The following is a 23,818-nucleotide window of genomic DNA, read 5'->3' as shown; positions in this document are numbered from 1 at the left end:
TTGCGATTGCTTCGTCGTTCCTCCTCGCTGCGGACAGGCTTCGGGAGCGTTCCAACAGCCCAGAGTTAAAGGGCAAAACCAAGCTTCAGGTGGAATTTCACGACTTGTGTGTACACCATAGCCCTGAGGGAGAGGGGCTGGGGGTGAGGGCAAAACCTTTCAACCAAGCGGGTTTCACGTTAAGTTGACACCAATGATCTTTGCCCTCACCCTAAATCCCTCTCCCTGAGGGAGAGGGACTTTGATATCGGCTCCCCTTCTCCCTGAGGGAGAAGGGGCTGGGGGATGAGGGTAAGTTTTGTATTCTTGCAAGAAGTCTAATGAAGCTCAAAGCCTCGTTGACGGGCAAAATAACCTCGTTGACGAGCAAAAAAGCCTCGTTGACGAGCAAAAAAGCCTCGTTAACGAGCAAAATAACCTCGTTGACGAGCAAAAAAGCCTCATTGACGAGCAAAATAACCTCGCTGACGAGCAAAAAAGCCTCATTGACGAACAAAATATCCTCGCTGACGAGCAAAAAAGCCTCGCTGACGAGCAAAATATCCTCGCTGACGAACAAAATAACCTCGTTAACGAGCAAAATAACCTCGCTGACGAACAAAATAACCTCGTTTGCGATTCTATAGTATTCGTTAATCAACTCACGGGTGTAGTTTTTGACTCTTGACTCTTGACCCTTGACAGCCTTAACGAGAAAATATTTGTCTAGACGCGCATCGTTGAACTGAGTATGGTGGGGCAAAATAGAAAGAATGACGAATGATTCCAACTCTTCCGACATCACAACCCCAGAACCTTTCTCAGAAGATGATTTGCAACCAGATGATTTTGATGGTGGTACAGGTGAGCATCACCTGACACCAGAAGGATTGGCTACACAACAGGCTTTGGCTGCAATTTCTGCTTTGCAATCGCCACAAAATACCGCAGCACTCAAACAAGCTCGTTCTTTTTTCCAGCCAGCTAAAAGCAATCAATTTTCTGTCAAAACTAGAGCATTAGTACTTACTTTATTAGCGATCACAATTACTATTCTGGGATTAATCCTGAATAACTGGTTTATTGGTGCTTTCGGAACGCTGGTCACTTTAATATTATCCCTGGCGATGCTCTGGCCTTGGGTGCAAAATCTCCTCAAACAGTGGTTTACACCCCAAGATAGAACCCTGTTCATTGCGTTTATCGGACTAATTGTAGCGCTCATTGGCTTGGTGAGATTTTCGGGTTTAGGCGATCGCTTATTAGCTACGGGACGCAAAATTAATTGGGAAGCGTCGGGGACTTTGGCGGAATGGTTCGGCGCTTTAGGACAAATTCTGATCGCCATCATTGCTGTTTACGTCGCTTGGCGACAATACGTCATTTCCAAAGACTTAACTATTCAGCAAAACCTGCTGACAGTGCAACAAAATATCATCACTCAGCAGCAAACAATCGATTCATATTTTCAAGGCATTTCCGATTTAGTCTTAGATGAAGAAGGACTATTAGAAGACTGGCCGCAAGAAAGGTCAATTGCAGAAGGACGCACAGCCGCAATTTTTAGTAGTGTTGATGGTAGCGGTAAAGCAAAGATTCTCCGCTTTCTTTCCCGTTCTAAATTACTCACACCCCTAAAACGCGATCGCCGTTTGGGAAGAGCTATTCTTAACGGTATTGGCGGATATGCTGAAGACCGCCTCGAAGGTGTGCGTGTCATCGATTTAGGTGTCATGCTAGCTGGCGCAGACTTAGCTGGTACAGATTTACGCTGGACTGACCTCAGCGAAGCTAATCTTGTCCGCGCCGACCTCAGCGGTTGTGATTTAGTCAAAGCCAACCTTTCCCGCACCATTTTATATGATGCCAAACTCCGCAACGCCGACTTAAACGGAGTGCGTCTGTTTTACGGTTCAGTAGAAAAAGCATCACCCCGCAGCCGCACCGAACCGCCAAATTATCACACTGGTGAACACACTGGCGCTGTTATAGAAAATACCGATTTCACAGATGTGCAGCGAATGACTGAATCAGCACGTTATTATTGCTGTGCTTGGTGTGGAGAAAAATCCAGAAGTACAATTCCTGGCGGTTGTGAAGGTATTCCTAATAAGTTGGGACGGTGACAGGATTTTGGTAATGGGTAATGGGTAATTGGTAATGGGTAATTGGTAATTGGTAATGGGTAATTGGTAGAGAGGATTTGTGATGACTTGTCTGCAATTTTCCCTTTGACCATTGCCTTTTCCCCTTCCACTGCTTGAAATAAATTTTAATTTCTGTGAAAACTATAAGCAGTGGAATGGGTGATTATACCAATTCAAATAATGTTTGCGACACATAAATATATTCTAGATGGCACAGCGTGCCGTTCCCCTACAGTCTGTTGCATTCTTTTTTCCAATTGGTATTATTCAACAAAAAACCGAACAATCATTTTGGAGGGGGTTTGGGGGACGCAACCGTCACCCAATCGGGGGTTTGGGGGAGAATCCCCCAATTCTTCTGGCTTCTTTAATCAGTGATACAAAATCAAAAAATGTTCGCGACGCATCAATAATTCAATTGGCAATGGTAATGACTAACCTGCCAATTACCAATTACCAATTACCAATTACCAATTCACTAAAGTGCAGTGAGAATCTCCACACCATCTTCAGTAACAGCTAAGGTATGTTCAAACTGCGCTGAAAGTTTGCGATCGCGCGTCACCGCCGTCCACTTATCGCTGAGAACTTCCACTTCCCAAGTACCTTCGTTAATCATTGGCTCAATTGTAAATACCATCCCTGCTCTCAGCTTTTTACCTTTGCCCCTTGTACCGTAGTGGGGAATGTCTGGTGCAGTGTGAAACACATTACTAATACCATGTCCCACAAAATCACGCACTACAGAAAAGCCTTGTGCTTCTGCATATTCTTGAATGGCTGCACCAATATCGCCAATGCGCGCACCAGGTTTAACTTCCGCAATTCCTCGCCGCAGACATTCCTCTGTTACCTCCACCAATTTTTTCGTCTTTGGTGCAGGATTTCCTACTAAGAATGTCTTCGATGTATCGCCGTGGTAACCATCAACAATTGGCGTAACATCAATGTTAATAATGTCACCATCCCGGAGAATTTGTTTAACATTAGGAATGCCGTGACAAATCACCTCATTCACACTAGTACAAATAGATTTGGGAAAACCTTTGTAACCCAGAGGGGCGCTTTTGGCTCCATGTGCTTGTGTCCAGCGTTCGGCTTCATCATTGAGTTCTTGAGTACTCACCCCAGGCTTTACCATTGGTTCTAAATGCTGTAAAAGCTGGGCTGCTAAATGCCCCGCCTTCCGCATTTTTTCGATTTCACGTTGAGACAAAATAACGATTGTTTCGGTTCTCATAGACTTTAATTAATGTCTTAAATATCTCTCATAAATATAGTTAAGCCTGTTTCTGCAGCGCGTCTAGCAGCTTCAGCAACTTTCAAGGTGTATAAGCTCTGTTCTGGAGTGACATATAAAGGCGTGCCATCAAGAATATGATCTAAGACCATAGTAGTGTCTTTCGCAAATAAACCCCGACGGGTGCCAACTTCTATGGGTGTTGTTTCCCCTGCTTGCACAAACGATGCTTTTTCACCATCAAAAATTAACCCACCTTGTTCTCCATGAACTTCAAACTTGCGTTCTTGTTGCCACAGGGTTTCGCCTTTGCCATAAACTACTTGCGCTAATAATCCACTAGTAAAGCACAGTTGTGCAATGCAAAAACAGGTTTGAAAATACTCAGATTCTAATTGCCAAAAGCGTTGATGACAGTTAACTGTGAAGACTTCACCAAATAGGTCTGTGAGGCGATGTAATCGAGAAAGCGCACCCATTAACGGAAAACCGAAGAACTCATGGTTATAAGTCCATTTGCGGGGTGCTGGATGCAAGGGAGTAACTGTGCTGTAGCGAACATAAAAGATATGACCAACTTTATCTATGTGTTGCCTGACAGCTTGATGCAGTCCACCTAAAATTTCAATATGCTCAACATGGAGTACTTTATTTTGGGCTTTGGCTAAAGTGAGAATTTCTTGAGCTTCTACGACATCTAAAGCTAAGGGGTATTCTACAATCACATGTTTTCCATGAGTGAGGGCAGCACGCGCGATCGCTCCATGATCGCGGTTAATGGTGGAAATAATCACCAAATCAATATCGTCTCGTTCTACTAGCTGTTCCCAAGAAATCACAGCTTCCGCCTGGTATTGTTGCGCGAAGGCTTGGGTATTTTCTAATTCATTGCCCGCGATCGCCACTAGATGCGATCGCGCATCATGCAGCAAAGCCTCACTGCGAAACTTTGCCGCATACCCTGTACCAACCAGCCCTACCCGCACTTTTGCTGTTTTTGAAGATGCCTCGGAATTATACATGACAGTTACTAGTTCTGTTTGTAGTTTTTCTGTATGGGTAAAGCCAGTACTGAGCAGTGAGTCCTGAGTCCAGAAAAAGTACTCAAACTCATGTAATTAGGGAAGTAGCCCAAAAGACGGGTTTTCCGTTATGGGGAACTACCGAACCCCAGGATCAGAGTAAACTTCCTTGTGGGCGGTATTCTAACTCAGCACTCTTCAAAGTTATTCCGCCTATAACGCTAATTACATACAGAGATTTTAGACGGCGCAAATAACGATACCATATCCTGCTGGTTGGACGTAAAGCAAGGTTTTGTATAAGTCCTGAAAAAACCAAGTATCTCCACGTCAAACAATTTTAGATTTTGGATTTTGCGGAAAGTTGAGCCAGTGCGTTGGACGGTGAGTGCAGCCACACGTGCAGCTATGCCGCCGAGTGGACTGCCGTTCGCGTTAGCGTCTCTGAAAGAGAAGGGGTTCCCCAGCTTGAGGAGGCAGTGCGTTGCGTGGGTTTCCCACGTTGTAGCAACTGCCTCCCCCATGCCCAATGCCCAATGCCCAATGCCCAATGCCCCATGCCCCATGCCCCATGCCCCATGCCCAATGCCCCATGCCCCGCTATCGAATCATTGAGCTTTGTTGAGAGTAACAATAACTTTTTCTAATAACAGTCTTAATAAGGGATTAAATATATAAGCAAAACTTATTAGGATTAAATAACTAAATTTCATTACTAATCGCGGACAATTTCCAGTTACATCCTTTTCTTTTTCTCGTAGTATCAGAATTGAAGCAAATTTTAAATGCGGCTAATCCCATAAGAGCAGCCGTGGGCTTTGCCTACCTTTGCTTTAGGATAACTTATACTGCCGTTCGCAAAAAGAGAGGATTACTGAAATGGCAACTTACAAAGTAACATTAGTCAGCGAAGCTGAAGGCATTAACCAAACTATCGACGTTCCTGATGATACTTATATTCTAGATGCAGCTGAAGAAGCTGGTCTTGACTTACCCTATTCTTGCCGTGCTGGTGCTTGTTCTACCTGTGCAGGTAAAATTGTCTCTGGTAAAGTTGACCAATCTGACCAGTCTTTCTTAGATGACGACCAAATCGAAGCTGGATATGTTCTGACCTGTGTTGCTTATCCTGCATCTGATTGCACCATCGAAACTCACAAAGAAGAAGAACTGTACTAAGAATTAGCCGCCTGAATCACAAATCTGTTAAAAGGTTGATTTAATTCCTGCATTCATCTAGTGCTGCAATCCAACGCGCAGCCTCTAGATGAATACTCGGGCGGTAAAAGTCGCAGAGACGCGATTAATCGCGTCTGTACTCCACAACAGTTTTACGGTTTAATCTCATCACTGAGAAGTTTGACTTGCGTTCCCGGATAATAGAATTGCAGAATTTTCTGGTTTGACCAACCTAACTTAGCTAGGTTTTGCGCTCCAGTTTGACTCAAGCCAACTCCATGTCCAAATCCTCCACCCACAAAAGCATATCCCCACAGGTTTGGTTTGCCTTTATTAAGGGGTTGTAAATAAAATAGCGTGCTAATGGGAGCAGCAAAGGCGCTACGTACTTCGTCTTTATGTAAAGTGAAGACACCAATGTCTGATTTGATGGCTAAATCGAGAATGCGTCCGCTAGCAGAACGCTTGACTACAGACATGGCTTGAATAGTTTTCAATTTACTGTAGGGGCTTTTTTTCACACGCAAAAATTTCTGCAAGTCCTTAGTAATATCTTCTATGCTGCTTTCTTTGCGCCAACGAAATAGATCCCACTCGCTTTCATTAAATCCTTTGTCGAGACTAATAAATTTCTGAAAGTTATTTTCATCTGCTAAATTCTGTTTAGATAAATCCCAGATATTCAAAGAAGCATCAACTACTGGCTTGAGATAAGGACGATCTTCACCGTTCCAAATATCGCTGAAAGAAGCAGTCACGCCGCCTGTGGTAGAGGAATAGAGGGCATCTACTAGCTGGTTTTGATAAGTTAATACCATACCCCTAGTAGCTGCGATCGCTTTATCTGTATTGGGCGCTATGCCATTTAGCCCATAATAAACTTGGCAGTGTGTATCAGCACATAATTCGTAGTTATCAACCGCAAATCTACGTAAATTCCTTAAAACATAAGTACGAGCTAGAATCGCTTGTGCTTCCAAAGATGCCTTTGGCGCATTCGCACCAATTTCATTAGGAACAACACCCCGCAAATAAGTTTCTAATGGTACTAGATTAACTAGAGTATACGTACCGTAAGCGTTAGGCTGTAAGTTCATCTCCCCAGCATAAAGCCGAGCCTTATCAGGATTTTCAGTTTTATTTACCCGAATTAAATTTTTATCGGTGCTTATTTTTACATAATTCCGGCTGTAGCGGTTGCCATTGATTACCCAACTCACTAACGGCGTTTTTTGTGAAACTTTGGTATCCAGGTAGATCAGATTATTCTGATCGGAAGCTTGCAAGCTCTGCAATAGCAACCTTCGCAGTAAGGGAGTGTTGTAAACATCCCGTTTTGCCCAAACTTGCCAGCGTTCCGGCTGGGCTATTTCTACCTCTATCCCCTGCGCGCGCCATTTTTGAGCGCTATCTTCAGCCGTTTCAAAGGTACGGAAGGTTCCTAAAACTACTACCTCATCAACTGCTGCTTGGGGTAAAGCTTGCATTGCTATTTCTAGCTTGACAGGGTTCTGGGTAACTAAAGTTTGCTCCCGGTTACCTGTCTTAAATCTCAGCTTTAAGCGATCGCCTTTACTTGGTTCTAATTGCAGCTTGGCTGTAGGTTCCTCTCCAAACCTTTGCACAATCCCAATTTTTAATACTACATCCTTGCTTCTACTCTCAGAGCCAGATGCCGCAGTTAGCCCTAATAGGCAAAATCCTATCAGTAGAGTCCGGGGAAAATGCCAGTACAAAATCTTATGAGAAAGCTGATTATCCCTCGCTGTGCGGCGTTGGGGCAGGTTTGCTCGTTGCTTTGTAACGAATTGGTTTTGTCGCATGATTGCTCCAATAATACCATTACCAGTTTTGCCCCAAAGGTTGCAAAACGAAGTCATAACGACTATGATTTATATATAGTCACAGAAGGGAATTTAGTTAGACAAACCCTTATGGTTAAAATCCAAGAAATTCCACTCAACCAGATAAAGCGGCCGTTGCCCCGGACAAACGATCCGCACAAAGTACAAGCCTTAATGGAATCGATTGCTGCGATCGGACAACAAGAACCTATTGATGTCCTTGAAGTAGAAGGACTCTATTATGGCTTTTCAGGTTGCCATCGGTATGAAGCTTGCCAGCGTCTAGGTAAAGAAACAATCTTAGCTAGAGTCCGTAAAGCTCCCCGTAGCGTTCTCAAGATGCACTTAGCATGATTCAATGTCAATGGGTAATCAAAAAAAGCAGCAAGGGACAACAGACAAATAAATTTAATAACCGATTAGGAGAAAATTATGCCATCTAAACCAGAAACTCTAAATATTGGTATTGATGATGCTAGTAGAGCTAAAATCGCTGAGGGATTGTCTCGACTGTTGGCTGATACCTACACCCTGTATCTCAAAACGCATAATTTCCATTGGAATGTAACTGGGCCAATGTTCCAAACCTTGCACCTAATGTTTGAAACCCAGTATACAGAATTAGCCCTAGCAGTTGATTTAATTGCCGAACGCATCAGAGCGCTTGGCTACCCCGCACCTGGAACATACAGTGAATATGTAAAACTTAGTTCAATTCCTGAAACTCCTGGAGTTCCTAAAGCTACAGAAATGATTCGCCTCTTAGTAGCAGGACAAGAAGCCGTAGTCAGAACTGCACGTTCTGTCTTTCCTGTAGTTGATGAAGTCAACGACGAACCCACCGCCGATTTGCTAACGCAACGGATGCAGGTGCATGAGAAGACAGCTTGGATGCTGAGAAGTTTGTTGGAAGAATAGGGACTGGGGACTGGGGATTGGGGATGAGGGAGATGAGGGGGATGAGGGAGATGAGGGGGATGAGGGAGATGAGGGAGATGAGGGGGATGAGGGGGATGAGGGGGATGAGGAAGAAATTTCTATTACCAATTACCCATTACCCACTACCAATTATCCAACACCAAACACCCAACACCTAATACCAAATGCCAAATAATAATTTCACCCATTTGTTGCAGAAGTTAATGCAACAAATGGGTATTTCCAGTTTTAAAGAGCTGAGTCGTACTGCTGGTGTGTCAGAGCGCCAAATTTTGCGACTGCGTCAGGGAAAGGTAAAGCAGATGCGAGTAGATATATTGCTTAAATTGTCGCATACGCTACAGATAACATTAAATGAAATAGTTACTAATTTTTCCGTTACGAGTGAGAGACAAGAAAATACAAGTAACTCAGCACTCAGCACTCAGCACTCAGCACTGAAAAATAATCAACAAAATTTATTACAAGAAAATGACAATTTAAGAAGAGAATATGAGCGATCGCAACTAGCGCTATTACAGCAGCGAGAGTTATTGCAGCAAGAGTTTCAGCAGACGAGTTTGCAAATCTTGGAACCTTTGCTACTGCAATGGCCGACAGCAGCACAGAAAGCAAAGGAGAATCAGCAGCTAGCAGCCATTAAAGTTGTACCATTGGTGCAAAAGCCATTAGAAAAATTATTACAACTTTGGGGAATAGAAGCGATCGCATCTGTAGATGAAGAAGTACCTTACGATCCTCAGTGGCACCAATTAATGGATGGTAGTTCACAAGCTGGTGAACTAGTCAAGGTGCGTTACATTGGTTACCGACAAGGTGAAAAGCTGTTATATAGGGCGAAAGTTAGCCCTATTTGACAAGAGAATATTAGCTGAGTCTGTTAGCTATGGGCAAAAGGTTAACAATAGGTTAACTTAAGTTTTACCTTAGTATATTTTTCTTTAACTGCATGAAACTAGATTATTTGATAGAGAATCAAGCAAGTAGATCTGTAAAATTTCAGATAACCTATGAAATAAATTGCTAATTTTGGGAAATATAAAATATAGAAACAATCTACCCTTGACCCCGGCTGCTAAGATTTGGGGGGTGTTGTATGCAGCTCATGACGAGTAGTTATTGTTTTTTTGATAATTTGTAGTTATAGATTCAGATTTTACTGATAGCCATCATTGATAATTGATAGCCATTAATCAGTCTTAAAGGTTATGAAATGACTTAAAATTATATAATAATATACAATAACAAATGCTTTTCTTTACAAAAATCAAGGATAAAAATATCATGCTTAAACCAGGTGTAGAAGTGGTTAAACTTAGTGGTGTTATTAACTCAGCAACATCTCAAGATTTGCGCCAAAGTCTTAATCAATTAATAGAAAAGGGTGCAAAAACAATATTAGTTGATTTTCAAGATGTCACATTTATGGATAGTTCTGGTTTAGGCACTTTAGTATTAGCTTTTAAAACCCTGAGAGCCTCAGATAGCAAGCTTGCTATTTGCTCGCTTAATGAACAAGTAAGAATATTATTTGAATTGACAAGTATGGATCAAGTGTTTGAAATCTTTCCTAATCAGGCTGAATTTCATCAAACTTTACTGGCTAAAAATTAATCAAAATTTACTTCAATAATAGATAAATCATCCTCAAAAGATTCTTGGGAATGCAAAGCCATGAGGTAATTTAATAATTCTCCAAGAGGAGATTCAACATTATTGCGTAAGCTAATAATGAGCTGAATAAATGCATCTAAACTCCAAAGTTTACCATCTGGTTTAGTAATTTCGTAAGCACCATCACTAAAAATATAAAGATTACTGTAGGCTTCAACATTGCAAAACCCATCAATATATTTTGCCTCGGGAAACATTCCAATTGGCATACCAGGGGTTCTCAAAAGTTGAACTTCAGTATTCTTTACAGATTTACCAGATACTAATATTGCTGGTGGATGTCCAGCAGTTGCATAAATTAACTGTCGCTTAACTCTGTTGTATACTCCATACCAAATAGTAAAGTATTTATCGTTTTGCTCATTGATTTGGAACGTCTCATTGAGCGCTTTAAGTACATGGCTGGGTTGGTAGTAATTCAGGTTACCAAGAGCGCGCGATCGCAGCAAATTGAGTACAGAAATTGAGGGGAGGGTAGCTTTCAATCCATGTCCGGCTGTATCTAATAGGTAAATTGCTAAAGACTCAGAGTCAAGCCAGTAGTAATCAAAACAATCACCGCCGAGTTGTCGTGAAGGAATGAAGCGGGAATTAATACTGAGTGGTTCCGTTAGTGGTAGCGGTAGAAGCGATCGCACATATTCTGCTGCTTCTGCTAACTCTGCTTCTAGTAACTGCTTTTGAGTTTGCAAATCGCGACTCAATATATGTAATCGTAATCCGGCTCTTACCCTTGCTAGTAATTCATATTGCTCAATAGGTTTAGAGATAAAATCATCGGCTCCAGCATCCAAACCCTTGACGCGATCGGCAACTGAATCTAAGGAAGTTAAGAGAATAAAAAAGATAGTAGATAGCTTGGGATCTGTTTTAATTCGATGGCATACTTCTAAACCATTCAACCCGGGCATAATCCAATCACAAATAATTAATGCCGGATGAAAAGTTAGTACTTTGGTAATTCCTTCCTCACCATTACTAGCCGTGACTACCTCATACCCTTGCTTTTGTAACATTCTTTTGAGGAAGGTTACTATTGAATAGTCATCGTCAATTACTAGTATTTTAAACATAAACAGCAAGAAGCACTAGTTAGTAATTGCTATAGCAATTATGTATGGTTGCTCAAATCACTTGCACAGAAAGGTAATAAGCAAAAAGGACATAGAGTTGATTTCAAAAATTAAATATGAGTTGTATATAATTCCTAAATAATTTTTGTAATCAGGAACTGGGAAAAGGGTAAGGGTGAATTCAATCCTTTTTCCCTTTTCCCCTTAACCGAACTGTATTGACTCAGACCCCTAACAGCACTCAATAATTCATAAAGTTAGGGTTCATTCTCTTTTAACAGCCATAAAAGATTATGGCGGCGAAAGAGGATTTAGCCACAAAAGCATAGCATTTTTGAGTTGATTCAAATCACGGTATGCTTCTTGCTTAAACCATTGCCCTAGAGCATCCAAAGGCGTGAAAGATGCTCCTGTTTGCCATTTCAAATCTTGGCCTAAGGGTGTAGTATGAGTTCCTGGCAAGGTTTGTACCGTTACCATCTCCACAAAGCGTTCTTGTAATATTTTGCTTAATACTGCTGATTGGTCAAGGGTGTCATTACTAAATTTTATCAGTAAGTTGCGACGCACATTGTAGCGTTCTTGCACCAGCTTATTTGTTTCTAGAGGAGTGGGGGTAAACTCAATTGCTAAAGCAGAATTCAATTGTTCCACTAAAGGAATCGCATCTTTAGCAGCGTAATTATTAAAAGATATCAGAATGTTACCTGCACGTTCGGCACCCAAAACGCTACCAATTAACAAGTGGAGTTTGCAGCCCATGCTGTGTCCAATTCCATAGATAGGAAGATACAGCTTGCGTAAAGATGAAGAATCGCGAAGACGTTCTAAGGCTCGTTCAAAGTTGAGCAGTACAGAATTTGCGATCGCAATATGATCTAAAGTATTAACAAAAGGTGTAGCAATGACAACATACCCTTTTTCTGCCAGTTGTTCTAGTACCCAACGGTAAGTTAAATGAGGTGCAGTAGCGACAAATGCACCTCCGAGGAAATGGATGATACCGATGGGATTGCGGGGGACGAGTACCCAGTTACCTTGAATTTCTTTCCAGTCCATGCCGATAGGCGATCGCTTACTTAACACATCTTTATGTTAAAACGGGAATCGCCGCTATGGTGCGTTTGGTTAAAAAAGCTGGGGACTGGAGACTGGAGACTGGGGATTGGGGACTGGGGACTGGGGACTGGGGACTGGGGACTAGGGAACTCGGGGCCCCCTCTGGGGATAAGGGGTAATGGGGACTGGGGACTGGGGGATAAAGGAGACAAGGAGAGAAATTCCCATTACCAATTACCAATTACCAATTACCAATTACCAATTACCAATTACCAAACCTTATTAACCTTCCGACTGATTTTGTAACCTTTTCATTTCGTGTTGCACATCTAAAGCAATTTGCAACGCTTCATTGAGTAATCTTCCATGTTCAGTAGCTTGTTCATTTACTTGCATGGCTGTTAAAGTGGCTAAATTATTTACAAAAAGCTCGCTATTTTTGAGAATAAAATTTTTATTTTCTCTCAAAATCTTTTCTGTTTTGAGCGCACGTACTAAATCAGACTTGGTGAGTTTTAAAGCTTCAATAACTCTATGTCGTTGATAAATGGTTACCTCTGGATTACCAGCATCTTCTATTTGGTCATTAATATCTATAGCTTTAATAATGGCATTGTATCTATCAACATCATTTAAGAGAATCCGCAAAGAATTTGTCATATTTGCTTTGAGGAACTTAGCTCGTCTTTTCCACACAAGATATAAAACTAATTGTGTAATTCCTCCTGCCCAAAAACCCAAGACAATAAACACTAACCAAGAAGGTGCTGTCAGCCATAGGTCAAATAATCTAATAATAAAATCGAATATTAGATAGCAACCAACCAAAATAGAAAAACTAATAAAAACTACAGTTGCGCCTTCGGTGCCTTTAATTTTTTCTATAACTTGCTTGGCAAAGCGTCCCAGAGGATTAATGATATTTATGAGTTCATCTTTAACAGGCAGATTAGTCAGGTTTTGTAGATCTCTCGGACTAATCTCCAACCCTTGTAAATCATCCCGCACAGCTTTCCCCACCTCACCAGAATAGTTATTTAGTACAATATAGCAAGCTAATTTCTAGAATGCTAATTATAGAAGCGTTTGGTTAACCAATATCAGAAATATTTTGGTATCAAACTAGTAACACTGTGCAGTCAAAACGCAAAAGTAAAAATTGTCATATATCGCGGCTTATGCATATTGAAAATTGTAGCTTTATTTACGAAAACTTATACTAGTAATTGATTTTTGTACAATAAGATACTCTTTTTTTCAGATAATTGGTTAAAGTTTAATAGTATTTGGTAAACCAGCTTCTTCAGTTGCCATCAAGAATACTGCTCAGTGTTGTGATTACTTCAACCTCCAAGCATTTGCAATCATAGTGAGTATTTTTCCCTTAAAGATATTCCTATGTAGCTGTTCTTTACCATTGTAACTAGCGGATTGCCGAGGAGCAATGCTTAGTTCTAAATAAACCCCTTTATTGATAGAGGTCGCAGATAAATAAATTTAATTTTTAAGAGTGGATAGGGTAAAGCTAGCTTTTCAGCTATCAAAAATTAGTAAAATCAGAATTATTTTTTAGGTATTGTAGAGAGACCCCAGTCATTACTCAGAAAATTTAATACAGCAATATTTTTATAAGATTTATGAATTAATAATTAGATGCATTACTTAAGAAAAACATTGCAAAAGTCTGGTTCTAGATAATCAATCAATTAATTTTTAGCTAAAATTCCAGACAATATCTGAGCTTATATAGACCATAATTATAATTATTAATGAGATATCACAACTTTTCAATATTCTTCTGGAAAGAAAATAACTACACTTCATGGTACTGGCAATTTAGTTCATTTGCAGCGCGAACTAATATTGATTTTAGTGAATAAGCTAATAATTGATTGTATTTACAAGATAAGATAATATTTATTAACCTAACTGAGTATTTTCATATATCCAGCACAAAATCAGATTGAAAGTGATGCATTTGCAGAAAATACGCGATCGCACTCTAAAATTTTTGAGGTTACCATGATGGAGATGGACGTTGCATCTGGCAGCTTGTGTTTGTCTGTGGTCATAGTATGGATGCGCGTCATGGGAAAACTCAAAAAAAGGCTAGTACAAGTAAACAGCAAGCAAAAAGCTATGTACAGCCGACTTTAGCAGTTTTGTGATTGAATAGTTTTTTCTACTTTGCGTAACTATCACCATTGCAAACAAATCACAAAACTAACTAAAAAAGGTTAAAAGCCCACAAAATTGGCATTTTGATTGTTGACTGACTTAGTAGCGATACAAGTCTGGGGCTTCTTGCTCAATAGGAGCTGCCTAAGGTGGTACTTATGTCAAGATTAAGGTGAGGACTTAGACAAGTCATACTATGTTAGGAAATTTACTAGACGGACGCTATCAAGTCCTCCAAGTTCTCGGAGGAGGAGGATTCGGTCAAACTTATATTGCACAAGACACTCATCGGCCAGGTTCACCCAGGTGCGTTGTCAAGCATTTGAAACCTTTTACCCAAAATCCGGAATTCCTCACCACCGCCAGACGGTTATTTACCAGCGAAGCAGAAACCCTGGAAAAACTGGGTTATCATGACCAAATACCTCGGCTTTTAGCTTACTTTGAAGAAAATCAAGAGTTCTTTTTGGTGCAAGAATTCATTGAGGGATATTCTTTGAAAGCAGAACTGCTACCTGGTAGACGTTGGACAGAAGAGCAAGTTGTTCAACTTCTGCAACAAATCTTGAGTATCTTAGATTTTGTTCATGGGCACCAAGTTATTCATCGAGATATCAAGCCGGATAATATTATCAGACGGCAAACTGATTCTAAATTAGTATTAATTGACTTTGGCGCAGTTAAGCAAATTCAAACTCAATTACGAACAGCAATTACAGGACATGTAGAAACTACAATTGCCATTGGTACCCCTGGATATATGGCTACAGAACAGGGACAAGGTAAACCCCGTCCTAATAGTGATATTTATTCTTTGGGAATTATTGGTATTCAAGCTTTGACTGGCTCGCATCCGAGACAACTTCAGGAAGATCCCAACACTGGAGAAATTCTTTGGGAAAATCAAGCTAACGTCAGCCCTGGTTTAGCAACCGTGTTATCTAAGATGGTGTTATACCATTTTAAAGAACGCTATCAATCTGCTGCCGAGGTTTTAGAAGCGTTACGCAATCTCGAGATTAATAGTGATACAGAGATTGAAAATCAATTCACGCAACCGCCGTTATCTGCGATTCAGCTACCGCAAATTTTCTCATCACAAAATACACAAAATACATTTGAGCAGCCAACAGCTTCAGTTCTGACTCCCGAACAGCACAAGCATCTAGAAGATATGCTATTGGGGCTTGTTGGGCCTCTCGCACCAACTTTATTAAGGAAAATCGCTGCATCAGCAAATAGCTACCAAGAAGTAATTGATAATTTAACCCAGCATCTTGCGGGAGAGCAGAAAACTGAATTTGAAGAGAAGTCTCGATTAATTCTGAGACAAACTACTAATAAATCTCAATCTCAGCCGAAGAATTCACCTCAGACCTCCACACCAACCATTAGCGATAGTTTTGTCCGTAAATGCGAGCAAGAATTAGTAAATTTAATTGGGCCAATGGGTTCTTTTCTTGTGCAGAAAGCGATAAAATCTTCGCCAAATATTACACCTTTAGAACTGGTAAATCTTTTATCTGCACAAATTCCCGACAGTAAAAAATCGTTGGAATTCCAGCAGCGTTTATTTTGTTAATTTTGAACAATTTACTTGGTTACTGTCCTTGTTGATTTAGCATATCCATAGCTATTTTTAAACTATATTTCATGCGGTTAAAAGCTGCTGCTAATCCACCAATTTCATCTTTATAATCTTCATTAAAATTAGATTCCATGTCACCTGTACTGACTTTTTGAGCGATTCTTTCTATTCTTCTAATCCGCTCAATTACAGTTTTTTTGATTAAAAAGTTGATGAGCACAATAACCACAGCAAAGATAACAATTAATAGCCCCATCAGCAAAACCCAAGTTTTTTGAGCATTATTAAAAACCTCTTCTGAAGGGACGGAAATAATTTGAGCAGCTACAATCTCATTCAGTTTCCAGTTAAAACCATTAGTCGAACCATAAGTAGCCAATTGGCTTTTAGGAGCTTGATCGGGAGTAGAATGGCATCGCAGACAAGTTTGTTGGCTTACAGCTAAAGGCCGCGCAATATAAAATACTGTCCCTTCAGGAAACTCTCGAAAATCTGAAATTTCTTGTAGTTTAGGATTGTTACGGAATCGCTCCACAATTTGAGCTTCAAAAGGATCGGCTTTATCGCGTAAATTAGTAGGGTTCAGAGTAGCTTCTTTATAAAGGAAATTTTTATATTCTTCATTTTTACGCAAATTTTCAAATACTTCCGTTGCTGAAAAAGCTGGAATTGTTTCTGAGATAAATACTGGTTCAGTCTCCAGGCGAGGCGCTAGTAAGGGATTAACACGATCCTGTGTGTATTTTCTCACTGAAGTCATAGTTTTAATGAGAATTAGTGCCTTATCAGTCACTTCGTTCTGCGCTCTCCGCTGCAGTACACTTGATAATGCAGTGCCACTGACTACAATGCTAATGATAAAAACGATAATCAACAGCAAATTAAACTTAGTACCGATTTTTAAGTTTTTAATTTTGTCAAGCATAATTATTGTTTCTATACAAAATTTTACAGATTAGCACCTAAAGAAAAAGTCGCTAATTCTTACTTCTAAATTTACTTATAACTGGTTTATAACAGATACTTCAAAAGTAAACAAATATTAATTTAAAGTAGTATATGGCTAAATATAGAGCAATTTAGCCAAAAATCAAAATACTTCTTGATAAACAAAATTAGTAATGTCTGGTAAATTATATCGTCGAATTTTTCTGTTAGAAATGCTGTTTTTGGCAGTCAAAGGATGTCAATCAAAACAGCAGCCTTCTGGTTCATTAACAGTAGGTAGTATTAGCTACGGTGGCGGTGAAGAAATAATTAACCAATTCGCAAAATTTAATCGCTACTTAGCTGAAAAAACCAAATCACACGTTAAGCTAGAGCCTGCTTTTAATGAAAATAAAGCTATTGAGCGATTGGAATCCCGTGCATGGTCTTTAGTATTTGCACCACCAGGGTTAGCAGCAATTGCGATCGCACGTTATCAATACTTGCCATTATTTCCTTTAGTCGGTGTGAGTAATTTGCGCTCGATTTTTATCGTTCGCAAAGATAGCCCCATCACTGAGTTGAAACAGCTACAAGGTCAAACAGTAGCTTTAGGTCAGCAGGGTTCAGCCACAGGATATTATTTCCCCCTATTTAATCTTTATGGATTGATACTGGCTGAGGTAGTTTCTGCACCTACACCCCAAACCGTCATGGAATGGGTAGCTATAGGTAAGGCTACAGCTGGTGCGCTTTCAATTGCGGAATTTAATCTCTATAAATCACAATTACAACAAACTGATTTTCGCGTACTCTACACAGACCCGCATTACGTACCACCTGGTGTAGTTTTGATTGGCCCCAATGTGGAACGCAACCGCCAAGAATACATCCGCAAAGCCATGAGCGAGTTTCCTTCAGTATTAGCGCAAGAAGTTGGGTATGTCCCCAATGGCAAAATCCCAGATTACGAGTACATGATTTCTGTAGTTGAACGAGTCAAATTGATTACTCCCCAACTCCAAAACAAACCTGTACGGCTAATTATTAGTTAGTTTGTCATTGGTTATTGGTCATTTGTCATTTGTCATTTGTCATTGGTCAAAGGTCAAGGGTCAAAAGTTATTTATCTCCAGTCCCCATTACCCCTAATCCCCACTCCCTGCGGTCGTGGGGGCCCCGAGTTCCCCAGTCCCCAGTCCCCAGTCCCCAGTCCCCAGTCCCCAGTCCCCATTACCCCTTATCCCCAGAGGGGGCCCCGAGTTCCCCATTCCCCATTCCCCAGTCCCCATTCCCAAAATGCGATTTCTCTTTCTCCATAACAACTTTCCGGCGCAGTACCGCCATATAGCGCTAACTCTCGCTAAAGACCCCAAAAATACAGTTGTCTTTGGGACAAAAAATCGAGATGTGACTCTACCGGGTATCCATAAGGCGGTTTTTGAACCCAACCGCAATGCTCATCCTACAACTCATCATTATGTGCAATCTCTAGAGAATGCTGTTTTGCATGGACAAGCCGTATATAAACTGGCGGAACAACTCAAAGCACAAGATTTTGTACCGGATGTAATTTGCGGTCATTCTGGCTGGGGGCCGACTTTATTTATGAAGGATGCGTTTCCCGATACACCACTCATCTGTTATTTTGAGTGGTTTTACCATGCTCATGGCTCAGATGCAGATTTTGACCCCACAGAGCCACTCAGCGTTGATGATGTAGCGCGAATTCGGGTAAAAAATTCACCGATATTAATTGACTTATATACTTGCGATCGCGGATTGTCACCAACCTATTGGCAAAGATCCCAGTTTCCCCCAGAATTTCACAGCAAAATTTCTGTACTCCATGATGGAGTAGATACAGAATTTTTTAAACCCAACCCCAACGCTAAATTGGTACTACCTAATCTTGACCTCTCAGGTGTTGATGAAATTGTCACCTATGTAGGACGGGGGATGGAACCATATCGCGGTTTTCCGCAGTTTATGGAAACTATTGCCTATGTTCAGGAACGAAGACCGAATTGCCATGTGGTAATTGTTGGCTCAGATAGAGTTTGCTATGGCAAAGCTTTACCGGATGGTATGACTTACAAAGAGCTGATGTTGAAAAAAGTACCCCTAGATTTATCACGGGTTCACTTTACAGGCGCTTTGCCTTATGCCCAATATTTACAAGTGATTCAAGCATCATCTGTCCATGTTTATTTAACCAGACCGTTTGTACTTTCTTGGTCAATGATTGAGGCGATGTCCACAGGATGCTTAGTTTTAGGTTCTGATACCGGGCCTGTGACGGAAATTATCAAAGATGGGAAAAACGGTTTGCTAGTTGATTTCTTCTCACCACAAAAAATAGCTGACCGCATTGATGAAGTATTAGATCATCCAAATAAAATGGCGCAAATTCGAGCAAATGCCCGCAAAAACGTACTCGAACGTTACGATTTGGCTGATTTACTCCCGAAGCATATTCAAATGATTAAGGATGTGGCGAATAAAACCACTGTGAAAGCCGCAAAACTTCCCAGTGGATTTGGCAAAAAAGTTAAATAGCTACAGTGCGTTTGTGTAATTGCAATTGAATGCGATCGCCTGGTAATGCTTCAATTACTTGTGTGGTGAGATTGTTCTTGGTGAGTAACGAACGAAATTCTGCCACACTGCCGACAGCTTGAAGAAATTTAGGTATCAAGCCTTCAAAGATGACATTTTTGCCTGCGGCTGTAGGTAGCATTACCTGCGGTTGTAACCACTTGGCTACTTCTAAAGCACCGTTTGTCCCTTTGATAATGGGCCCCACTAAAGGTAGTGTTAAGTCAACAATCGGCGTAATGATCACATCTACTGGTGCAGCCTGTTTTAATTGGGGGGAATGAGTACCATGTGGCTCATAATACAGGGTAAAACCACTTTCCAACTCCTTGAGGAGATAACCATTTTCGACTGCATTCGGCCCCACAACCGAGCCAGGAACAGCTTTAATTTCTACTTGATGATTTAATGTAAAGGCTTCACCGTGAGTTAAGACCGTTACAAAGCTGTAACCCAAACCCTGCACTACTTTAGCTGCACTAGGCGAAGCCACAACGGGAATTTTGCGGTCAAGCTGCTGGAGTGTAGGCGGATGAGCATGATCTGGCAAACCCTGAGAAAGTAGAATCAGGTCAATATTTTCTGGTATTGGGCGTTGTTGAGATAGAGAGCCTTTAAAAAACCAATCTACATTACCGAAAGTTAAGGAACCAACTAGCCAGGGGTCAAGTAGGATGCTTTTACCTGCGATTTCAATCAGCCAACTATTGTTGTCCAACCAAGTTAAATACATAGCATAGAGAGATAACACCTGATTTTATTATCAGGGGGTTTCGGAAGTAGCAGGGGAACTGGGAGTAGGGAAAAAGAAAGAAACTGCATTTATCCCTTACTCCGGGAACAGGCGGCGTTATAGATTAATTAATGTATCTGCAATACCGGACTGTTACTCAGCTCGGTCTCAAAAGCAAAGGTTTGGAGATGTTTACTTTATCGGAAACTTCTATCGTTGCGACAATTGTGCTGGTAGCTTTCGCCATCTTAGGTTGGGGCTTTTATCGCGCCAGACCTTTTGGTAAACTGGGAATCTTTGCCTGGTTACAGTCGGTGGTGTTGATGGCTCCGTGGCTGTTGTTTTTTGGTTTGTTTGCAGCAGGAATATACATCAACATAGTGGGTATATTGTTCTTGGTGGTGGCTTCTGCTGGATTGTATATCTATTTAGGGAAGCAGTTGCGCGCAGCTGGACAAGATGCTCTACTCAAACAAAAGGCAAATCAAAGGCTGGCGGCTGAGGCTTCATCGGAAGTCAATACCACAGAAAATTCCCAGCCTCCCGCAGGTGTTGCGGAACTGAAAGTTGAACTACTCACAATTCCCGAAGATGATTTAAACGCCATTAAGGGCATTTTTGGGATTGACACATTTTTTGCCACAGAAACCATCGCCTACCAGGAAGGAGCAATTTTTAAAGGTAATTTGCGGGGAGAAGCGCAGGAAGTTCACAATCGCCTGAGTAAAAGTTTGCAAGAAAGAATAGGCGATCGCTATCGTTTATTTTTGGTAGAGAATACCGATGGCAGGCCTGTGGTGATCGTTTTGCCTAGCCGTAATGATCCGCGTCCCACGACGTTGGCGCAAAAGTCTTTTGCTGTCATCTTATTCCTGGCTACAGTTGCTACTAGTTTAGAAGCGGCGGGAATACTGCTGAATTTTGACTTATTTGGACAACTACAACGCCTACCAGAAACCTTACCTATCGGTATCGGTCTATTAACAATTTTGGTAGCCCATGAAATTGGTCACTGGGTAATGGCGCAACGTTACAATGTGCGTCTTAGCTGGCCTTTCTTTCTCCCGGCTGTGCAAATTGGCTCTTTTGGAGCGATTACGCGGTTTGAGTCCTTATTACCCAACCGCACGGTACTATTTGATATTTCCTTAGCAGGGCCTGCGGCTGGCGGAATTGTTTCTTTGTTAATGCTGATTGCTGGTTTATTGCTATCTCACCAAGGCAGTTTATTCCAAGTGCCAAATCAGTTTTTCCAAGGCTCAATTTTAGTAGGTAGCTTGGCGCGAGTTGTCCTCGGTTCGGCTTTACAGTCACCTTTGGTAGATGTGCATCCTTTGGTAGTGATTGGTTGGCTGGGGTTAGTGATCACCGCTTTAAACTTAATGCCAGCCGGACAATTAGATGGCGGACGCATAGTGCAAGCAATTTATGGACGCAAAACCGCAGGTAGAGCTAGCTTGGCAACCTTAATTTTGCTGGGTATAGTATCCTTGGCTAATCCTTTAGCGATGTACTGGGCAATTTTAATTCTGTTCTTACAACGGGATTTAGAACGCCCCAGCCTGAATGAAATTAGCGAACCTGATGATGCCAGAGCCGGTTTAGGTCTTTTAGCACTCTTTTTGATGATTAGCACCCTCTTGCCCTTAACCCCCGCTTTGGCTGGGCGTTTAGGCATAGGATAGTACACTGAGTCGAATGGCACTAAACTCAGGTAAAGAGGTGTTAATCTACAGATAATCAAGGAAGTGTATGGAGCCTACACCCAAACAAGCAATATCCGCAATTCGGGTGTGCGCTCAACTTACTAGGGTTTATAAAAGAATAGACCTGGTGAGATTGGACGAACGTACCAGAAATGTATATATCTTGGCAGATAATTCCATAGAAGCTGAGGTAACACCAACCGGAGAAATTCTTTGGTTATGACAGAACCTAACTTTCAACAAATGCCTCTAGAGCAGTTAAGGGTTTATATTTTGGAACATCGCAACGATGATGAAGCATTTCATGTTTACATCGACAGGAGGCGTGCCCAATCTTCAAATCATGTGCCAATGACAATTGAGGAAGCAGAAGCGGAATTACAAAGACGGTTTGGACAGCAAGCTAGTTAACCGTTAACTGTTGACTGATGACTGTTAACCGTCAACAGTCAACATAAAATCCCATACCCTTATAAGGGTATGGGATGAGCTTAATGTTAGGAAAATTAACTCTAAGGTTTCCAGCCTGTTAACAGATTCGGGTATCCTGTGCGTGTTGGGAAAATTTGTCCGAAGCTGGTTTGGCGGTCTAAAGGTTTTTCTTTACTCATGTTCCAAAGAGTTTCATAGAAAAAGAATGATACCCCGGCAAAATTGCGATCGCGTACTTTTTGTACTTGGGTTTGAATCTGTTGCATGGGTATAGATCTGCCTTTTAGCCCAGATAAAATGCCAATACTCACGGGAATATGGCTGCGTGCGGCTTTGACTTCGGGGTATTCTAATTCGCTAATAAAAACACTCAAGTCGTCACGGTAGATTTGTAAGACTAAATCTTCTACCAATCCCAGGCGTTCCCATTTCTGCCAGTCTGCTAAAAAGAAATCATAAGAAAAACGTTGGGGATTAGGCGCGACGGATACTATACAGTCTTTTTTAGCTGCTTTTATGGCTGTAAATACCCGTTTCATATAGTCGGTAATTTTATTCGCTCTCCAAGCCACCCACTCTGGATCTTTAAAGTCCTTAGAAGGCGCACGTCCGCCATGTTCTTTTCTATAGAGCGCTACTGTGTAAGGATCGTAGCCTAATTCTGAGGGCAAACCAAAGTGGTCATCAAATTGAATGCCGTCGATATTGTAATTTTTAACGATTTCAACTATTAAATCTTGCATAAATTGCTGTACGTCTGGTCGAAAAGGACTCAGCCAAACTCGGTCATGAGTCCCTTCTTTGACAATGCGCGTACCGTTACTGCGATTCGTGAGCCATTGGGGATGAAGTTTGGCTAATTGAGAATCAGCAGGAGCCATAAAGCCAAATTCAAACCAGGGAATAACTGTTAAACCTTGTTTATGCCCTTCTTCTACAACTTCTTTGAGCATATCTCGCCCTTGTAAGCCTGGTGTGGGGTCGAGCGATCGCCCAGTTGCTTTGGCGGCGACTTTACTGGGATATAATGTATACCCCCAATTCCAAACTGTTGGGTATACGGTATTAAAATTTAATTCGCTCAACCGTTGTAAAGATTTTTTTAGGCGATCGCGCTCAAATAGCACATCACTGTCAATATTGGTTAACCATACACCTCTTAATTCCGTAGCGAGCGATCGCACTGGCGGATTTTGAGCATTTAAGGGGAACGACAGCATCATTGTAGCTACCATGCTGAGGGTAACTATCATGGCAAATAATGCCTGTTTTCTCTGATGCCAAATATTCCATTTACCAATATTCACTACCCACTTTCCCAGTTTTTTGAACATTTGTTACAGGCAACTCATAACATAAACCATGACTAGAATACCTGGATAGATGTTGCTCTTTTGTTATTTATTATTTGTTATTTGTTATTTTGTTATTTGTTACTAGTTCTTTTGTATTACTGGTTTCCTTTTAGTTCCCTGCTCTATTCTGTACCTCAATCTCCTC

Annotated in this window: 23 protein-coding genes; 14 read left to right on the top strand and 9 right to left on the bottom strand. The window is 41.2% G+C overall.

The window, feature by feature from the left end; all coding sequences use genetic code 11:
* Positions 1-298: 298 nt before the first annotated feature.
* On the top strand, positions 299-667 hold the full coding sequence (locus tag HGR01_RS24445; protein WP_045870776.1) for a hypothetical protein: 369 nt from the start codon (positions 299-301) through the stop codon (positions 665-667).
* A gap of 85 nt (positions 668-752) precedes the next feature.
* A complete protein-coding gene (locus tag HGR01_RS24440) occupies positions 753-2,105 on the top strand; it encodes a pentapeptide repeat-containing protein (protein WP_045870777.1) in 1,353 nt (450 codons plus the stop codon).
* Between the two features lie 499 nt (positions 2,106-2,604).
* On the opposite strand, the gene map is transcribed toward HGR01_RS24440, so the two are convergent.
* Positions 2,605-3,366, bottom strand: a complete 762-nt coding sequence (gene map / locus HGR01_RS24435) for a type I methionyl aminopeptidase (RefSeq protein ID WP_045870779.1) — start codon at positions 3,364-3,366, stop codon at positions 2,605-2,607.
* A gap of 17 nt (positions 3,367-3,383) precedes the next feature.
* Positions 3,384-4,388, bottom strand: a complete 1,005-nt coding sequence (locus HGR01_RS24430) for a Gfo/Idh/MocA family protein (RefSeq protein WP_045870780.1) — start codon at positions 4,386-4,388, stop codon at positions 3,384-3,386.
* 354 nt (positions 4,389-4,742) lie between these two features.
* On the opposite strand from HGR01_RS24430, the gene HGR01_RS24425 reads away from it, so the two are divergent.
* Together HGR01_RS24425 and HGR01_RS24420 are read left to right on the top strand one after the other, a co-directional pair.
* Positions 4,743-5,003: a hypothetical protein gene (locus HGR01_RS24425; protein ID WP_155539279.1), complete on the top strand. Its 261-nt coding sequence runs from the start codon at positions 4,743-4,745 to the stop codon at positions 5,001-5,003.
* A gap of 264 nt (positions 5,004-5,267) precedes the next feature.
* Entirely contained in the window at positions 5,268-5,567 is a 300-nt protein-coding gene (locus tag HGR01_RS24420; protein ID WP_045870782.1) for a ferredoxin, read from the top strand.
* Between the two features lie 152 nt (positions 5,568-5,719).
* Here the strand turns inward: HGR01_RS24420 and HGR01_RS24415 are convergent, their stop codons facing one another.
* Positions 5,720-7,390 (bottom strand): SpoIID/LytB domain-containing protein, encoded by a 1,671-nt coding sequence (locus tag HGR01_RS24415; RefSeq protein ID WP_045870973.1) that lies wholly within the window; start codon positions 7,388-7,390, stop codon positions 5,720-5,722.
* Positions 7,391-7,501: 111 nt separating this feature from the next.
* Between HGR01_RS24415 and HGR01_RS24410 the strand changes: the two genes are divergently transcribed.
* The 4 genes from HGR01_RS24410 to HGR01_RS24395 all read left to right on the top strand — a co-directional run bounded on the left by HGR01_RS24410 (position 7,502) and on the right by HGR01_RS24395 (position 9,964).
* Entirely contained in the window at positions 7,502-7,765 is a 264-nt protein-coding gene (locus tag HGR01_RS24410; RefSeq protein ID WP_045870783.1) for a ParB N-terminal domain-containing protein, read from the top strand.
* Between the two features lie 78 nt (positions 7,766-7,843).
* Positions 7,844-8,329, top strand: a complete 486-nt coding sequence (locus HGR01_RS24405; RefSeq protein WP_045870784.1) for a Dps family protein — start codon at positions 7,844-7,846, stop codon at positions 8,327-8,329.
* Positions 8,330-8,514: 185 nt separating this feature from the next.
* Positions 8,515-9,207, top strand: a complete 693-nt coding sequence (gene grpE, locus HGR01_RS24400) for a nucleotide exchange factor GrpE (RefSeq protein ID WP_045870786.1) — start codon at positions 8,515-8,517, stop codon at positions 9,205-9,207.
* Positions 9,208-9,634: 427 nt separating this feature from the next.
* The gene (locus tag HGR01_RS24395) at positions 9,635-9,964 is read left to right on the top strand and encodes an STAS domain-containing protein (RefSeq protein ID WP_081584031.1); all 330 of its coding nucleotides are present in this window, start codon (positions 9,635-9,637) and stop codon (positions 9,962-9,964) included.
* On the opposite strand, the gene HGR01_RS24390 is transcribed toward HGR01_RS24395, so the two are convergent.
* The 3 genes from HGR01_RS24390 to HGR01_RS24380 all read right to left on the bottom strand — a co-directional run bounded on the left by HGR01_RS24390 (position 9,961) and on the right by HGR01_RS24380 (position 13,176).
* The gene (locus HGR01_RS24390) at positions 9,961-11,097 is read right to left on the bottom strand and encodes a SpoIIE family protein phosphatase (RefSeq protein ID WP_045870788.1); all 1,137 of its coding nucleotides are present in this window, start codon (positions 11,095-11,097) and stop codon (positions 9,961-9,963) included. The two genes, HGR01_RS24395 and HGR01_RS24390, sit on opposite strands and share 4 nt — an antisense overlap.
* Positions 11,098-11,388: 291 nt before the next feature.
* Positions 11,389-12,156 (bottom strand): DUF1350 family protein, encoded by a 768-nt coding sequence (locus HGR01_RS24385; protein WP_045870789.1) that lies wholly within the window; start codon positions 12,154-12,156, stop codon positions 11,389-11,391.
* 282 nt (positions 12,157-12,438) lie between these two features.
* Positions 12,439-13,176 carry a hypothetical protein gene (locus tag HGR01_RS24380; protein ID WP_168160980.1) on the bottom strand — a complete coding sequence of 246 codons (738 nt, stop codon included), beginning with the start codon at positions 13,174-13,176 and terminating at the stop codon, positions 12,439-12,441.
* Positions 13,177-14,530: 1,354 nt separating this feature from the next.
* Here HGR01_RS24380 and HGR01_RS24375 point away from each other — a divergent pair.
* Positions 14,531-15,916 carry a serine/threonine-protein kinase gene (locus HGR01_RS24375; RefSeq protein WP_045870791.1) on the top strand — a complete coding sequence of 462 codons (1,386 nt, stop codon included), beginning with the start codon at positions 14,531-14,533 and terminating at the stop codon, positions 15,914-15,916.
* A 19-nt stretch (positions 15,917-15,935) separates the two neighbouring features.
* Here the strand turns inward: HGR01_RS24375 and HGR01_RS24370 are convergent, their stop codons facing one another.
* A complete protein-coding gene (locus HGR01_RS24370; protein WP_045870792.1) occupies positions 15,936-16,847 on the bottom strand; it encodes a DUF3365 domain-containing protein in 912 nt (303 codons plus the stop codon).
* A 196-nt stretch (positions 16,848-17,043) separates the two neighbouring features.
* Between HGR01_RS24370 and HGR01_RS24365 the strand changes: the two genes are divergently transcribed.
* Positions 17,044-17,904: a phosphate/phosphite/phosphonate ABC transporter substrate-binding protein gene (locus HGR01_RS24365; protein WP_045870793.1), complete on the top strand. Its 861-nt coding sequence runs from the start codon at positions 17,044-17,046 to the stop codon at positions 17,902-17,904.
* 244 nt (positions 17,905-18,148) lie between these two features.
* On the top strand, positions 18,149-19,408 hold the full coding sequence (locus tag HGR01_RS24360) for a glycosyltransferase family 4 protein (RefSeq protein WP_045870794.1): 1,260 nt from the start codon (positions 18,149-18,151) through the stop codon (positions 19,406-19,408).
* On the opposite strand, the gene HGR01_RS24355 is transcribed toward HGR01_RS24360, so the two are convergent.
* A complete protein-coding gene (locus HGR01_RS24355) occupies positions 19,401-20,180 on the bottom strand; it encodes an MBL fold metallo-hydrolase (protein ID WP_045870795.1) in 780 nt (259 codons plus the stop codon). The genes HGR01_RS24360 and HGR01_RS24355 overlap by 8 nt on opposite strands.
* A 188-nt stretch (positions 20,181-20,368) precedes the next feature.
* Between HGR01_RS24355 and HGR01_RS24350 the strand changes: the two genes are divergently transcribed.
* From HGR01_RS24350 to HGR01_RS24340, 3 genes are all read left to right on the top strand, one after another.
* A complete protein-coding gene (locus tag HGR01_RS24350) occupies positions 20,369-21,865 on the top strand; it encodes a site-2 protease family protein (protein WP_045870975.1) in 1,497 nt (498 codons plus the stop codon).
* A 67-nt stretch (positions 21,866-21,932) separates the two neighbouring features.
* Positions 21,933-22,109, top strand: a complete 177-nt coding sequence (locus tag HGR01_RS24345) for a DUF6888 family protein (RefSeq protein WP_168160981.1) — start codon at positions 21,933-21,935, stop codon at positions 22,107-22,109.
* Positions 22,106-22,297, top strand: a complete 192-nt coding sequence (locus tag HGR01_RS24340) for a DUF6887 family protein (protein ID WP_045870796.1) — start codon at positions 22,106-22,108, stop codon at positions 22,295-22,297. Before HGR01_RS24345 ends, HGR01_RS24340 begins: the two co-directional genes overlap by 4 nt.
* A gap of 101 nt (positions 22,298-22,398) precedes the next feature.
* Here the strand turns inward: HGR01_RS24340 and HGR01_RS24335 are convergent, their stop codons facing one another.
* Positions 22,399-23,652: a glycoside hydrolase family 10 protein gene (locus HGR01_RS24335; protein WP_045870797.1), complete on the bottom strand. Its 1,254-nt coding sequence runs from the start codon at positions 23,650-23,652 to the stop codon at positions 22,399-22,401.
* Positions 23,653-23,818: the final 166 nt, after the last annotated feature.

The sequence above is a fragment of the Tolypothrix sp. PCC 7712 genome, assembly GCF_025860405.1.
Taxonomy (GTDB): Bacteria; Cyanobacteriota; Cyanobacteriia; order Cyanobacteriales; family Nostocaceae; genus Aulosira; species Aulosira diplosiphon.
Note: the sequence above shows the minus strand (reverse complement) of the source record. Positions and strands in the feature narration are given on the sequence as shown.